The organism is Arthrobacter sp. APC 3897 (assembly GCF_030407495.1).
In the GTDB taxonomy this organism is placed as follows: Bacteria; Actinomycetota; Actinomycetes; order Actinomycetales; family Micrococcaceae; genus Arthrobacter_B.
In genome coordinates, this window is record NZ_JASDDG010000032.1 from 26909 (window position 1) to 41502 (window position 14594).

Below are 14594 nucleotides of genomic sequence, written 5' to 3' on the forward strand. Positions count from 1 at the left end.
ATTTCATCGACGGTGCTGATTTGGGCACATTCTTCTGGACGGAAAAACGCAATGAATGACTTCTGCAGAGAATTGCTGCTGCAACGCAGCTCCGGTCCCGTGCCGGATGATGCACAGGCGCCGGGGTCCATCCTTCCGGGCAAGGGAGCGTGAGTACCGCCGGAGCTCCGGCAGCGTCACCGGCTGCGCCTGAGACAGGGCGTTCCTCCCGGGTGCGGGCAAACCGCACCGCGGACCGGGGCAGTATCAGGGCCTGGTGGTATCTGCTGCCCGCGCTGCTGGTCTTTGCCGCATTCCTGTTTTATCCGCTGGGACGCTCCGTATTCCTTTCCTTCCAGGGAAGCGATCTCTTTGGGCGCCCCTCGGGATTTGTTGGCCTGGACCAGTACCTGAGGTTGTTTACGGACAGCGGATTCCGGACCGTCATGCTGGTGACCCTGGGTTTCACTGTCCTCACGGTGGTCCCGTCTATTGTGCTGGCCCTTGTCATTGCCCTGCTGCTGCACCAGAAAATAAAGGCGGTGCGCGTTTTCCGCACGGCCTTTGCGCTTCCTTTCGCCTATTCAGTGGCCACTGCCTCAGTGATTTTCGGTGTCATGTTCAATCAGGCCACCGGGGTGCTCAACGGGATGCTGGCGTTCTTCGGTGTGGAGCGCGTGGGCTGGCTGACCGATCCGGCCTGGGCTTTGCTCTCCGTGTCACTGGCAACCGTGTGGATGCAGCTGGGTTACAACCTGCTGGTCCTCTCCGCCGGGCTCGGCGCCGTGTCGGAAGACATTGTTGAGGCTGCCCGGCTCGACGGTGCCCACGGATGGCGGATGCAGCGCTCCATCATCATGCCGCTGCTGACCCCGCAGCTGTTCTTCCTGCTGGTGACCGGAACCATCCACGCGCTGCAGAGCTTCGGCCAGATCCACATCCTCACCAGGGGCGGTCCGCAGGACAGCACCACCACTTTGGTGTACTCCATCTATGAGCAGGCCTTTGCGAACAACAACTCCAACTTTGGCTACGCCTCCGCACAGGCCGTGGTGCTGCTCATCATCGTGGTGGTGGTATCCGTGGTCCAATTCGGCATCCTGGAGCGGAAGGTGTTTTACCGGTGACCCGCACAGCAGTTTCCTCCGCAGCCGGAGCGGCCGCCCGCCGCGGTGCCCGAAATCCCACCCGGCCGGCAACGGCAGGCACGCCGCGGCGCGGCCGCCGTCCCCTCACCCCGGGCCGTGTCCTGACGTACCTGGCGCTCACGGCCGGCGCCGTCGTCGTGCTCTTTCCGGTCTATTTCGGCTTTGTGGGATCCTTCATGGGCCCCGGAGACATCAATTCCTATCCCGCATCGCTGTGGCCCCTTGACGGGTTCCGGGCCGAGAACTTCACCGGAGCCCTGAGCAGCATTCCGCTGGGCCGGCAGTACGTGAACTCGGTGGTCATGGCGGGCCTCATCACGCTGGGCCAGCTGGTCACCTCCCTGCTGGCCGCTTACGCGCTGGTGTTCCTCAAGGTCCGTTGGCGCTCCTTCTGGTTCGCCCTGTTCCTGTGCAGCATGATGGTGCCTTCCGAGGCCATCATCATCCCGAACTACCTGACGATGAGTTCGCTCGGACTGATCAACACCACACCCGCACTGGTGCTGCCGTTCCTGGCCCACGGGTTTGGTATCTTCCTGCTCCGCCAGGCGTTCCTGTCCTTCCCGGTGGAGCTGTGGGAGGCATCGCGGATTGACGGCGCCGGGCACTTCCGGTTCCTGATCTCCGTGCTGGTGCCGCTGTCCAAGCCGACACTGGCCGCCCTGGGCATCTGGTCCTTCCTGTCAGCCTGGAACATGTACTTCTGGCCCCTGCTGGTGACCCAGACCCCCGAGATGCAGACCATCCAGATTGGCATCACGCAGCTGCGTTCAGCGGACAACTTCAATGCCGGGCTGGTTCTTGCCGGAACCGTGCTGGCCATCATTCCCACCCTGCTGCTGGTGATTTTCGGCCAGCGATTCATTGTCCGCGGCCTCACCGCCGGCTCGCTCAAATGACCGCCCGACCATGCTCCACTGCGATACACCGATGAAGGGGAACCACATGCGCACCACACGACGACGCCGATTCCTGCCACTGGCGGCAGGAACCGCCGCCCTCGCCCTGGCCCTGTCCGCCTGCGGTTCGGAAGGCGGCGAAGCGGGCGGGGACAGCGCGGCGCCGGCAGCCGATGTCCTGGAACAGGCCGACGGCGTGACCGAGGTCAATTTCTGGCACTCCATGGACGGTACCAACGGCGAGACGCTGGACGCGCTGATCACCGACTTCAACGATGCCAATCAGGGCAAGATTGAAGTCAAGGGTGTTTACCAGGGCGATTACGACACCACGATCACCAAGTACAAGGCTGCGGTGCAGTCCAACAGCACCCCAACGATGGTGCAGATCTATGACATCGGCACACAGTTCATGATCGATTCCGGGGCGGTGCTGCCCACACAGGCCTTCATTGACCGGGACAAATACGATGTGTCCGACCTGCAGCCCAATATCGCCGGCTACTACTCGATCAACGACGAGCTCTGGTCCATGCCGTTCAACACCTCCATGCCGGTGCTCTACTACAACAAAACCCTGTTTGAGGCCGCCGGGCTGAACCCGGAAACAGCCCCGGAGACCCTGGACGAGGTAGGTGCAGCGGCGGACCAATTGTCCAAGGTGAACGGCGGCCCGGCCGAATTCGGCTTCAATGCCGCCATTTACGGATGGCTCCTGGAACAGGAAATCGCTGCCAGCGGGGAGCTCTACTGCAGCCCGGACAACGGCCGGTCCGGAGAGCGGGCCACGGAGTACACGCTTAACAATGATTCCGCGGTGGAGTTCGTCGACTGGTGGAAGGATCTGGTGGCCACAGGTGTTGCGGGCAACACGGGCCGGGTGACCGCTGATGCCCAGAACGCTTTCAAGAGCGGAACCATTGGAATGACGCTGGAGTCGACGGGAGCCCTGCGCGGAATGCAGAAGGCGGCAGAAGAACAGGGCTTTGAACTGGGTGTGGGGTTCTATCCCAAGATCGAGGAAAACGATTCAGGTCCGATCATTGGGGGAGCCTCACTCTGGGTTTCCGGCGAGGGGCATTCCGACGCTGAGAAGGAAGCCTCCTGGCAGTTCATGCAGTACCTGGCCGAGCCGGCAACCCAGGCCACCTGGCACACCGGCACCGGATACTTCCCGATCTCAAAGGCTGCCCTCGACGAGCCCAAGGATGTTGAATGGCGCGAGCAGTATCCGCAGTTCGATGTTGCTGTGCAGCAGCTGGAAGCCACGGAGCTGACCTCGGCAACGCAGGGCTGCTCGGCCGGATCCATGCCCCAGGCCCGCAAAGCTGCAGAGGATGCGCTGGAAGGTGCGTTGCTGGGCGGTGACAGTAAGAGCGAGCTGACCGATGCGGTCACTGAGCTGCAGCGGGAAGTCGAGAACTACAACAATTCCGTGCAGTAGTAAGGCCGCGCTATAGCAGGGGTCGGTTTCCCCGGGCGGGATACCGGCCCCTGCTTCGTATCTGCGGGTGCCTGAACACAGGGGTAATGGTGGTACCGGCGGCGATTGGCCACCGCCAGTGCCATCCTGACATACTGTTGGCAAGACCCCTGTGGAAGGTAAGCGCACCACCATGACCCCCCGAAAACTTTTCACCTCCCTTGCCTTTGCGGAGGCTGTGACGTGGACCCTGCTCATCGCCGCCCTGGTGGCCAAATACGGTTTCGACAATGAGAGCTTCACCCCCGTCGCGGGAGGCCTGCACGGCTTCGTGTTCCTGTCCTATGCAGCCGTGACCCTTTTTGTCTGGGCCAACCAGAAGTGGCCCGCACGCACCGGCATCCTGGGCGTGCTGCTCGCCGTCGTACCCTGGGCGACCATTCCGTTTGAACGCTCCGTGGACCGCCGCGGGCTCCTTGACGGCGGCTGGCGCATGGCCCCGGGCGGCGAGGAACCCGCCAACCCGGCGGACAAGGTTGCCGCCCTGGTACTGCGCCGCCCGGTGGCCGCTGCCCTGGTGGCACTGGTGCTGGTGGCCGTGGTCTTCTTCGTTCTCCTGATGCTGGGACCGCCCATCCCGAAGGGCTGATCAAAAAACCCGGCCGGCACCAACGCCAAAGAGGCGGCTTTCCCTGCAGGGAAGGCCGCCTTTTTGCTCCTCGAAGAACGGCAAGCGGCTGCCTGCAACCCGGAATACAGTGGGAGAGGATGGAACCATCAGCAACTGAGGGAGCATACGGAAAATGGCGACAGGTGACGTGCACGGGCCGCTGGTGGTTGGACACCGCGGCAACAGCGGGCTGGCGCCGGAGAACACCGCAGTGTCCTTCGCCCAGGCGCGCGACGCAGGGGCCCGGATGGTGGAGACGGATGTCAGGCTCAGTGCTGACGGGGAGCTGTTCCTCTTCCATGACGGAACCGGCACCCGCACCACCAACGTGGCCGAGGTCTTCCCGGACCGCGCCGACGCCCCCATCACATCCTTCAGCGCCGATGAACTCCGCCGCCTGGATGCCGGCAGCCATTTCGACGGACGCTATGCCGGGGAACCGATCCTGTTCCTGGCCGACCTGCCTGCCGCCGTCGGCTTCGCCCTGGGCGTCAACCTGGAAATCAAGGCGCCGCAGGACTCACCCGGCGTGGAGGAAGCCCTTGCCGCCGCACTGGACGAACCGGACTGGAGCCGCCTGAGACGGCACAACCCCGTGACCGTCAGTTCGTTTGACCCGGCATCCGTTCGCGCCTTCGCTGTGGCAGCTCCGGGCATTCCGGCGTGGCAGCTGGTCGAGACAGTTCCGGACGCTGGCCTCCTGTCCGAGGGCGCCGGGCGGGGCGTGCAGGGCATCGTTGCGGAGCACTCCTCGCTGGACGCCTCCGGGGCTGAGGCCGTCCGCGCCGCCGGCCTGGGGCTGTGGGTTTACACGGTCAATGAGCCGTCGGAGATGTCCCGGATGACGGGGCTTGGCGTGGACGCGATCATCACCGATTACCCGGCTGTGCTCGTGGAAAAGCTCAGCTGCAGCCCCGGATAGACCGGCCGGCAATGCGGGCGGAAGGGACCTGCTTCCCCTAGGAGTGGCGGACTCCCTCCCCGGCCAGCACCGCCCGGTAGCCTTCCCGGTAGGTGGGATAGGCAAACGTAAACCCGGTTCCGCGCAGGCGGGCGTTGGACAGCCTGCGGTCCCCGCCCCTGCTGGATTCCGTCTCCGAAGGCTCCGGCAGATCCCGGCCCAGCTCCGCGGCCAGGAACCTCAGCACCTCGGCCAGATCCACCGGCTCGTCGTCAACGCCCACGTACAGCGGGGCGGGATCCGCCACCGCCGTGGTGAGATGCACGATGGCGGCAGCGGCGTCGTCACGGTGGATCCGGTTGGTCAGCTGCGGGGAAGCGGGCACCACGGCGGTGCCAGCGTTCACCGAGTCGATCAGCCGGGTGCGTCCCGGCCCGTAAATCCCGGACAGCCGGAGTACGACGGCGTCCGGCCGGCGTGAGTGCAGCAGCTGCTCGGCTTCGAGGATGACGGCGCCGGTGGCTGATGCCGGAGCCGCGGGCGTGTTCTCCTCCACCCAGGCGCCGCCGGCGTCGCCGTACACTGCGGTGGAGGACACAAACAGGATCCGGCGCGGGTGCACGCCGTCGCGTTCCAGGGCGTCCAGAACATTGGCGGTGCCGTCCACATAGGCGGCGCGGTACGCTTCCTCGCTGCGCCGGCCGGCAGCAACGGCAATCACGACGACGTCGGTGTCCGCGGGAATGCGCGGCAGTTCACCGCCGGAGCCGGTCAGGTCGGCGGCCCGGCCCTCGATCGGGGCGGGAATGTTCTCGGGGGAGCGGCGCCATCCGAGCACGGAAAAGCCGGCCGCGGCGAACCGCAGGCCGGCTTCCGTGCCCAGATCACCGCAGCCGGCAATCAGGACAGTCATGGTTCTACTCAGCCAAAGCGGAGAGCACGGCCTTGGCCACGTCCTCGCTGGACTGGGGGTTCTGACCGGAAATCAGGTTCCGGTCGCGGACCACATAGCTGGACCAGGCCGGACCGGACTCCACTTCGGCGCCCTTGTTGCGCAGCACCTCTTCGACAAACCACGGGGTGTTTTCTCCGGTGCCGCCGCCCAGCTCTTCTTCATCCGTGAAGACGGTGAGCTTGCGGCCGGCAAAGACGAAGTCGCCGTTCTCGGTCTCGGCGCTCAGCAGTCCTGCCGGGCCGTGACAGAACGGAGCGATGATCTTTCCGTCGTTGTCAGCTGCAATGAGAATCCGTCCCAGGTCCTTGTCGAAGGCCAGGTCCGCCATGGGGCCGTGCCCGCCCGGCATGACGACGGCGTCGTACTCGCTGATGTCAGCGTCCGCGAGCACCAGCGGCGAGGAAAGCTCGGCGTCAATGAAGGAGATGTACTGGGTGAAAGCGGCGGCCTTTTCGGGGCTGCCGGCGGACTCGGGTGCCAGGGACACCTGGTCCACGGTGGGCTTGGTGCCGCCCGGGGTGGCGATGCGGACGGTGTGTCCGGCTTCGCGCAGCACGCGGTGGGATTCCACGAGCTCTTCGGCCCAGTAGCCGGTGGGGTGCTCGCTGCCGTCCTTCATGGTGAGGGAATCGGCTGCGGATACGACCATCAGAATGTTAGCCATGCGATGTGGCTCCTTTGCTTGGCGGGAATGCGGAACAGTGGGGGGAAGAACGTTACTTGCCGGCTGCAGCTGCACCGGCGGCGTCGAGCTCCGCGAAGGTGGCGTCATCCAGGGTGAGGTTGGCGGCGCCGAGGTTGTCCTCGAGGTGGGCAATGGAGCCCGTGCCCGGGATCGGCATCATGACCGGGGACCGGCGCAGCAGCCAGGCCAGGGCCACCTGGGAGGTGCTGGCGTTCAGGCGCTTGGCTGCCTCATCCACCGGGCCGCCCTGCCTGGCCAGCTCACCGGCGGAGATAGGCGCCCACGGAATGAAGCCGATGCCGTTGTCCTCGGAGTACTTCAGCACATCCTCGGAGGAACGGTCGGTGAGGTTGTAGCGGTTCTGCACGGTGGAGACGGTGAAGAACTTGGCGGCGGCTTCCAGATCCTCAACGGAGACCTGGGACAGGCCGAGGGCCTTCACCTTGCCCTCCTGCTGGAGGTCGCGCAGCACGGCAAACTGCTCGTCGCGGTCCACCTTGGGGTCGATGCGGTGCAGCTGCAGCAGGTCCAGGGAATCGACCTTGAGCTTGCGCAGGGACAGCTCGGTCTGCTGGCGCAGGTACTCCGGGCGGCCCACCGGAACCCAGACGTCCGGTCCGGTGCGGACAAAGCCGACCTTCGTGGCGATGCGGACGCCGTCGGGGTAGGGATACAGCGCTTCGGCGATGATCTCTTCGCTGATGTTCGGGCCGTAGGAATCGGCGGTGTCAATGAAATCAACGCCAAGCTCGACGGCGCGGCGCACCACGTCGACGGCGGTGCCGCGGCTTTCCGGTTCGCCCCAGACGCCGGGTCCCACAATCCGCATGGCGCCGAAGCCCAGGCGGTGTACGGTGCCGAGGTCCAGAAGATCGATGGTGGGGGACAGGGCGGGTGAAGTATCCGTCGTATCAGTCATGAAGGCGTCAACAAGGCCGGTAACGGGGTTTATTCCTCAGCACTCTGATAAGCGCCGGTGGAAAACGAGACCGGCCGCGGACCGATGCTGTCCGTGATGGGGGTCCCCGCACCGCGTGGACCAGGTGGGATTCAACGCGGACTTTGACGAACGGGTGAATACGGAGCTGCGCTTCGTTCAACTGACGCCGCCTGGTTCGGCCTGCTCGGTGGTCATCGGCCCGGGGACCACGGACATGGTCCCCGGGACGCAGCGGATTCAGGTGGTGGTGCCCAGTGCTGCGGAGGCGAGGCAGCACCTGCTGGACCAGGCGGTGACGGCCAGCGACATTACACCGCTGGAGTGGGGAACCTTCGTATACTTCAGCGACCCGGACGGGAACCAGTGGGCGTTGCAGGAGCTGCCCGCAGTCCCGCCCACACTGCCCTCCGAGTCCTCCGCATCTTCGTAAGTCCGCCGGGTGTTGCCGGCCATCTGCTGCCAGGAGCCGTCCCGCGGCCGCTTACCGGGTGGCTTCGGCCAGGTACTCCAGCACATGGCGATACGTGTGGCCGGTGGCCTTGGACATGCCGATTTCGCACGTCCGGTTCACCGAGGCGTAGGCTGCGAACTCGCGTTCGTTGATTTCCGCCGCCTGCTTGTCGGTGGCCGAAGCCGTCAGTTCGGGATGCAGCAGCCCGCGGTCACCGGCAAACGCGCAGCAGCCCCAGCTGGGCGGCACAAACACTTCCTCCGCCGCAGCGCGCGCAATTGTCTCCAAAGCATCATTGGCTCCGAGCTGCGTGGAGGAACACGTCGGATGCAGAGCCATTGAGGGCAGCCTCCGGGTCACTGTCAGCTGCGGCAGGACGCTGTCCCGGATGAAGTCCACCGAATCGATGAACTGCAGGCCGGGATAGTCCGGGCTTTCCCCGGCCAGCCGTTTCATGGTGTCCAGGCCTTCCGTGCAGGACGCGGCGTCGCAGACTACGGGCAGTGCGCCGCCGCCGGTGGCTTCCCACAGGTTCGTGAGCACGCGCTCGGTCATGACCGCATATCCTTTGCCGTAACCCTTGGATTTCCAGGGCGTGCCGCAGCACAGGTCCTCAATGCCCGCAGGGATCCGGACGCCGATGTCCGCCCGGCCGCAGAGTTCCAGGAAAGCCGCCGAGACACCTTCCCCGTTGCCGGCCGGACCGAACATTGTGCCGATGCAGGCCGGAAAGTACACAGCCACGGCGTTCGGATCCTCGTGCGGCTGGCGCTTGGAGCCGCCCGAGGGCAGCACGGTTTCATAGGCAGGAACGTTTTCGGTGCCTGCGACGGCGCGGGCGACGGCGGTGGCTGCCTTGGGCAGCAGCGCCGGCATGGCGTTGGCCAGACTCAGGGCCTTGCCGCCGGCCACGGTGACAGTGGACCAGTGCTCGGCTGCAGTTTTCCAGCCGGCATCGGCAACAGCGTTGGCGTTTTCCTTGCGCAGCCGGCGCACCAGGTCGCCCGTATTGATCAGCACCGGGCACGCCGTGACGCACATGCCGTCAGCCGCGCACGTCTGGACGCCGTCGTACTCATAGTCTTTCCGCAGTTCCTTGGCCAGGGCGGCATCCCCGCGGGCCTCGGCGGCGGCAAATTCCCGGCGCAGCACAATCCGCTGGCGCGGCGTGGTGGTGAGGTCCTTGCTGGGGCAGACCGGTTCGCAGTAGCCGCACTCGACGCATCGGTCCACCTCTGCTTCGACGGTGGGGGCAACCTTGAGATCCGCGATGTAGGACGCCGGGTCAGCGTTGATGATGACGCCGGGGTTGAGCAGGTTCGGCGGATCCACCAGAGCCTTCAGCTCGCACATGACCTCATACAGTTCATCCCCGTACTGCCGGCGGACAAAGGGCGCCATGATCCGGCCGGTGCCGTGCTCGGCCTTGAGCGAGCCGCCGTTTTCCAGGACCAGGTCCACCATCTCCTCGGTGAACGCCTGGTAGCGGGCCAGCTCCACCGGATCATCGAAGCGCTCATTGAGCATGAAGTGGATGTTGCCGTCCTTGGCATGGCCAAAAATAACCGAGTCCTGATAGCGGTGTTCGGTAAAGAGCCGGGACAGTTCCTTGCAGGTGGGGGCGAGGGACGGCACCGGGACCACAATGTCTTCCAGCAGGGCGTTGGTGCCCGAAGGGCGGGCGCCGGCGACGGTGGTATAGAGGCCTTTGCGCAGGTGCCACATGGCGGCGCGGTCCCTGGCATTGGCGGTCATGGCAAAGGGAACGGCCAGCGTCAGCGATTCAAAGAGCGGCCGGGAGGCTTCACGCTTGGCCTCCAGCTCCTCGGCCGTTCGTCCCTGGTGTTCCACCAGCAGTGCGGCGTGCTGCGCAATGTCCAGGCCGCGCAGCTCCGGCGGTGCTGCGGGATCGGCGGCGGCCACGCGCAGGGACGTCGAGTCCATGAGTTCGATGGTGGCCAGGCCGGATGCCACCAGCTCGGGAAGAGCGGTGGCGGCACGGTCCAGTGAATCGAAAAACATCAGTCCGGTGGCCACCTTGGGCAGGGCCGGAATGGTGCGGAACGTTGCTTCGGCCACGAAGCCCAGGGTTCCCTCGCTGCCCACCATGAGGTGGGTCAGGATGTCCACCGGACTTTCGTAGTCCAGGAACGCGTTGAGGCCGTAGCCCATGGTGTTCTTCATGGAGAACAGCCGCTCGATGGTGGCCACCGAGTGCGTGTTGGCCACAATGCGTCCGCGCAGGCGCAGCAGGCCTTCGAAGAGTTCCGGTTCCAGGGTGCGCAGCTTGGTCTCCGCGTCGGGAGCGGCGGTGTCGATCACGGTGCCCGAGGGAAGGACCATGACCATGGATTCGATGGTCTGATAGGTGTTGAATTCCGTGCCGCAGGCCATCCCCGAGGAGTTGTTGGCTACGACGCCGCCAATGGTGCAGGCAATCTCCGACGCCGGATCGGGGCCGAGCTTGCGTCCGTGGGCGGCCAGCCGGGAGTTGACCGCACGCACCGTGGCGCCGGGCTGTACCCGGACCCGGGCACCGCCGTCGAGCACCTCGATGCCGCGGAAATGCTGGCGGGTGTTGATGAGGAGGCTGTCGCTTTGGCTCTGGCCGGACAGAGAGGTGCCGCCGGATCGGAAGGTGGCCGGAATGCCCAGTTCACGGCTGCGGCGAAGCAGCGAAGCGACGTCGTCTGCCGTGCGCGGGGTGGCGACAGCCTCGGGAATCATCAGGTAATGGGAGGCATCGTGGGCCATTTTGCGGCGGTCGATGTCCCGCGTGCTGATGTTCTCCATGTCGAGGTCAGCTATCGAGCCCGCCGTGGGGGCGGGGGCTTTCGTGTGAAGACTCATGTTTTTTCCAACCGATCCGCGGAGCCGCGGTGCTCCGCAGTCTAAATGTAGGACGGATCACGGCTGGGCGAAAGTTGGTCAGACCACACGGGCGGTCTTTAAGTCCCCGGGGCGGGTACCGCTGGTCCGTTTCCTGAGTATGGCGTCACTGGCCGTCAGGGGCCGCGGCGGTGGTGTCTGCGGGTATCTGCGCGTAAAACCATTCGATGTGCTCGCGCAGCAGGCGGGCAGCGTCGTCACCGCGGCCGGCGGCCACGGCGTCATAAATGCCGTGATGCTGGCGCTGCAGGTGTTTCATCACCGCGGGCCAGTCCTCCATGATGTCCACGGCGTTTTTGACGTAACCGCTGATGGCTCCGCTGAGGGAAGCCATCATGGTTTCAATGACCGCGTTGCCGGCCATTGAGCTGAGCTCCACATGGAAGCGGGCATCCAGAAGATGGTAGGCCTCGCGCTCAATACCCGGGGCATCCATGGCCTCCAGCAGCGCCCGGGCGCGGGCCAGGGCCGCATCCCGGACCTCGGAGGGCGGGCGGGACGCCGCAGTGGCAGCCGCCCAGGTTTCGAGCAGGACCCGGGTCTGGACAATATCTGCCACCGGAAGCCTGCTGCTGGCCATGTGCAGGCGCAGTGCGGAGGAGAGTCCGGCCGACGGCTCCGAGATGATGATCGCTCCGGATTTTGGCCCCGATCCGGCGGAAGAGCGGAGAACTCCCATGGCGTCCAGGATGCGGATGCCTTCACGGACGGAGGCCCGGGAGATGCCGTAGGTTTCGGCCAGCGCCCGTTCGCCGGGCAGCTGATCGCCCAGCGAGATGACTCCGGAACGGAGGTCTGCTTCGATGTTTTCCAGCAGCAGGTCATAGCTGCGCCGCGGTTGCTCTGTCACGGGTCCATCCTGCCACGTGCCGGGCCTGTCCGGCGTTGTCGCCGGTGCGCAGGCACAGGCCTGTGCATTCAATAAGGGTATTAAAAACAAAGTATTTAAATTAGCTTCCTTCCCTTGCGCCACTAGGCATCCAGCGTGCTTGGAATACCGGAAATCAATGCTGAACCGTTGACATGCGGCGTGGAATGGAGAAGGGTGATACCCCTGATCGGAACAGTTATTGCGGATCCGGTTGGAAAAGCTCCATTGCTCTTCCGCGATAAAGCAGGACAAATTAGCACCATCCGTTGAGGTCACCGCCCGGTAAGAAACCGGGCAAGACACCACGTGGGCCTCCCTGAGGTTAGGGAAATAATATGTCACGCAAGAATCAGAGAATCGCAGCAACGGCACTTGCCCTGGGCCTGGTTGGCGGCGGAAGCCTGCTGACCGCTGGAGCGGCAAATGCGGTGGAGATCGACGACGTAGCCACGCCAACAGGTGCGTGCGACGCCGGCTGGTATTACTCGGCCCAGAGCGCAGGCGACGACGTCTTTGTCGCCACCGGAGTGCCGCAGCAAACGACCAATGACTCACCGCAGAGCATCGCCACGACCTTCATGTCCGAAACGTCCGGAACCGTGGGAACCACGTTCAGCGGTGACTTGAATGTTGGAGTTGACGTGGCAGTGGCGGAGATTGGCGCCACTTTGGGCATCGCCGCAACCACTGAAAAAACAACGACGTACGGAGCGTCTGTGACGGCTGACGTGCCGGCGTGGAGCACGGTATATGGACAATATGGAGTGTTCCAGGCGAGTGTCACTGGCATGTCCCAGTACCGGACGCCCTCCTGCGAAGTGACGCAGACGGTTTACAACACGGTCAATGTCCCGTACCGGGAAGGTTATCTGTTCTGGTCATAGCAAAAGGGGTTATTCCTGTCCCTTGAACAGGCCAAAAAAGAAAGAAGAATGCGGGGACGGAAAATTCCGGCCCCGCATTCTTTTGTGCCCCCGCTGAGCTAGGGAAGCATCCAGCCCAGGATTGGCGTGGACTGCAGGTACACCAGGGTGCACAGCACCAGCAGCAGGCCAACGCTCCAGCCCACCACCTTGCGCAGCAGCACCGATTCCTGGCCGTCCAGTTTCACGGCAGTGACCGCAATGGCGAGGTTCTGGGGGCTGATCAGCTTGCCCACCACGCCGCCGGAGGTATTGGCGGCTACGAGCAGGTTCGGATCGATGCCGGCTTCAAGTCCGGCGGTTTGCTGGAGCCGGGCAAACAGCGCGTTGGCTGAGGTGTCCGAACCGGTGACGGCGGTGCCGATCCAGCCCAGCACGGGGGAAAGGAAAGCAAAGAATGCTCCGGTTCCGGCGAGCCAGGTGCCGATCGACACCGTCTGCCCGGAGAAGTTCATGACGTAGGCCAGGGAGAGTACGGAGAGGATGGTCAGGCCCGCCCAGCGCATGTTCCAGATGGTCCTGAAGATCTCGGCCACGCCGTTGCCCACGGTCATGGAGTAGCGGCCGCCGTCGTCGTACCTGGCGTAGACCGCACACACAATGAGCCCCGTCATCAGCAGCAGCGTGCCCGGGCTGGAGAGCCAGTTGAAGGTGTAGATGGTGGAGGAGACGGGTTCACCGGCGTCATTGAGCAGGCGGTCGTGCAGCCAGGGCCAGGGCACCTTGATGTCCGTGGAGGCCAGGAAGGCGGGAATGTCCGCGCCCCACTTCCACAGCTTGGCGATGCCGAAGATCAGGATTACGAGGAAGTACGGGAAGAGTGCCAGCAGCGTGCGGGAGCGGGTCAGGGAGTCCCCGTCCTTGACGGCGGTGCTGCGGCCGCGGTTTCCGGAGCCGCCGGCGTTGACGGACGCGGAGCCGGCGGCGAGGGCCGGCAGGCCCATGCGCTCGCGGGCGGCTTCCAGGCCGCGGGGCTGCCAGAACTTCAGGAAGACGACGGCGGCACCCAGACCTGCCAGTGCGGCCACGATGTCGGTGAGTTCATAGGAGAAGAAGGTGGAGCAGAGCACCTGTGCAACGGCGAAGGCAACGCCGGTGATCACGGCGGCCGGCCAGGTGTCCCTGACGCCGCGGCGGCCGTCGAGGATGAAGACCAGGATCAGCGGAACCACCACGGCCAGCACCGGGGCCTGACGGCCTACCACTGCGCCAATGTGGCCGGCATCGAGGCCGGTCAGGGACGCGGCGGTGGTGATCGGGATGGCCATGGCGCCGAAGGCAACCGGTGCGGTGTTGGCCACGAGCACGGCGGCTGCGGCCTTGAGCGGCTTGATGCCCAGCGCCACGAGCATGGTGGCCGTGATGGCCACGGGTGCCCCGAACCCGGCCAGCGCCTCCAGCAGGCCGCCGAAGCAGAACGCCACCAGGATGGCCTGCACACGCACGTCCCCGCCGCCAATCACGTCAAAAACCCGGCGCAGGTCTTCGAACCGGCCGCTCAGGACGGTGATCTGGTAGAGCCAGATGGCCATGATGACAATCCACAGCACCGGAAAGGCTCCAAAGACGGCGCCCTGGGAGGCCGAGAGCAGGGCCAAACCCGCGGGCATGGAGAAAGCGAAGATTGCGACGGCGAGCGCCACCAGCAGGGCCACCCCGCCCGCCACATGCGCCTTGACCTTCACATAGGCAAGCAGCACAAAGAAGGTCAGCAGCGGCACAAGGGCCACCAGTGCCGACACGGCAACACTGTTGAGCACCGGATCAGTGCTGGGAATGAACGACTCCACGGGGTTCCTCCGCTTTGAGGGGCAAGGTATGGTCAGGCCACAGTGGTCAGACCATAGGGAGTCTAGCGCA

The 14594-nt window shown here is 64.9% G+C and carries 13 protein-coding genes; 7 read left to right on the forward strand and 6 right to left on the reverse strand.

Annotation, left to right across the window (positions count from 1 at the left end):
* The first annotated feature begins 149 nt into the window (after positions 1 to 149).
* The 5 genes from QMA10_RS14840 to QMA10_RS14860 all read left to right on the forward strand — a co-directional run bounded on the left by QMA10_RS14840 (position 150) and on the right by QMA10_RS14860 (position 5041).
* Entirely contained in the window at positions 150 to 1106 is a 957-nt protein-coding gene (locus QMA10_RS14840; RefSeq protein WP_290169546.1) for a sugar ABC transporter permease, read from the forward strand.
* Positions 1103 to 2026 carry a carbohydrate ABC transporter permease gene (locus QMA10_RS14845; RefSeq protein WP_290169548.1) on the forward strand — a complete coding sequence of 308 codons (924 nt, stop codon included), beginning with the start codon at positions 1103 to 1105 and terminating at the stop codon, positions 2024 to 2026. Before QMA10_RS14840 ends, QMA10_RS14845 begins: the two co-directional genes overlap by 4 nt.
* A 46-nt stretch (positions 2027 to 2072) precedes the next feature.
* On the forward strand, positions 2073 to 3470 hold the full coding sequence (locus QMA10_RS14850) for an ABC transporter substrate-binding protein (protein WP_290169550.1): 1398 nt from the start codon (positions 2073 to 2075) through the stop codon (positions 3468 to 3470).
* 172 nt (positions 3471 to 3642) lie between these two features.
* Complete coding sequence (locus tag QMA10_RS14855; RefSeq protein WP_290169551.1) at positions 3643 to 4098, forward strand: DUF3817 domain-containing protein; 456 nt, start codon at positions 3643 to 3645, stop codon at positions 4096 to 4098.
* Positions 4099 to 4252: 154 nt separating this feature from the next.
* Positions 4253 to 5041 (forward strand): glycerophosphodiester phosphodiesterase family protein, encoded by a 789-nt coding sequence (locus QMA10_RS14860; protein WP_290169553.1) that lies wholly within the window; start codon positions 4253 to 4255, stop codon positions 5039 to 5041.
* Between the two features lie 37 nt (positions 5042 to 5078).
* On the opposite strand, the gene QMA10_RS14865 is transcribed toward QMA10_RS14860, so the two are convergent.
* Genes QMA10_RS14865 through QMA10_RS14875 form a run of 3 tightly spaced genes read right to left on the reverse strand, consistent with a single transcriptional unit; the run spans position 5079 to position 7579 of the window.
* On the reverse strand, positions 5079 to 5933 hold the full coding sequence (locus tag QMA10_RS14865) for an SDR family oxidoreductase (protein WP_290169554.1): 855 nt from the start codon (positions 5931 to 5933) through the stop codon (positions 5079 to 5081).
* 4 nt (positions 5934 to 5937) lie between these two features.
* Positions 5938 to 6639 (reverse strand): type 1 glutamine amidotransferase domain-containing protein, encoded by a 702-nt coding sequence (locus QMA10_RS14870; protein ID WP_290169556.1) that lies wholly within the window; start codon positions 6637 to 6639, stop codon positions 5938 to 5940.
* Between the two features lie 52 nt (positions 6640 to 6691).
* Complete coding sequence (locus tag QMA10_RS14875) at positions 6692 to 7579, reverse strand: aldo/keto reductase (protein WP_290169557.1); 888 nt, start codon at positions 7577 to 7579, stop codon at positions 6692 to 6694.
* 115 nt (positions 7580 to 7694) lie between these two features.
* Between QMA10_RS14875 and QMA10_RS14880 the strand changes: the two genes are divergently transcribed.
* A complete protein-coding gene (locus QMA10_RS14880) occupies positions 7695 to 8030 on the forward strand; it encodes a glyoxalase (protein WP_290169559.1) in 336 nt (111 codons plus the stop codon).
* Positions 8031 to 8081: 51 nt separating this feature from the next.
* On the opposite strand, the gene QMA10_RS14885 is transcribed toward QMA10_RS14880, so the two are convergent.
* The gene (locus tag QMA10_RS14885; RefSeq protein WP_290169605.1) at positions 8082 to 10844 is read right to left on the reverse strand and encodes an FAD-binding and (Fe-S)-binding domain-containing protein; all 2763 of its coding nucleotides are present in this window, start codon (positions 10842 to 10844) and stop codon (positions 8082 to 8084) included.
* A 202-nt stretch (positions 10845 to 11046) separates the two neighbouring features.
* Positions 11047 to 11790 (reverse strand): FCD domain-containing protein, encoded by a 744-nt coding sequence (locus tag QMA10_RS14890; RefSeq protein ID WP_290169561.1) that lies wholly within the window; start codon positions 11788 to 11790, stop codon positions 11047 to 11049.
* 356 nt (positions 11791 to 12146) lie between these two features.
* On the opposite strand from QMA10_RS14890, the gene QMA10_RS14895 reads away from it, so the two are divergent.
* On the forward strand, positions 12147 to 12695 hold the full coding sequence (locus QMA10_RS14895) for a hypothetical protein (protein WP_290169563.1): 549 nt from the start codon (positions 12147 to 12149) through the stop codon (positions 12693 to 12695).
* A gap of 98 nt (positions 12696 to 12793) precedes the next feature.
* On the opposite strand, the gene QMA10_RS14900 is transcribed toward QMA10_RS14895, so the two are convergent.
* A complete protein-coding gene (locus QMA10_RS14900) occupies positions 12794 to 14524 on the reverse strand; it encodes an L-lactate permease (protein ID WP_290169564.1) in 1731 nt (576 codons plus the stop codon).
* Between the last annotated feature and the right edge of the window lie 70 nt (positions 14525 to 14594).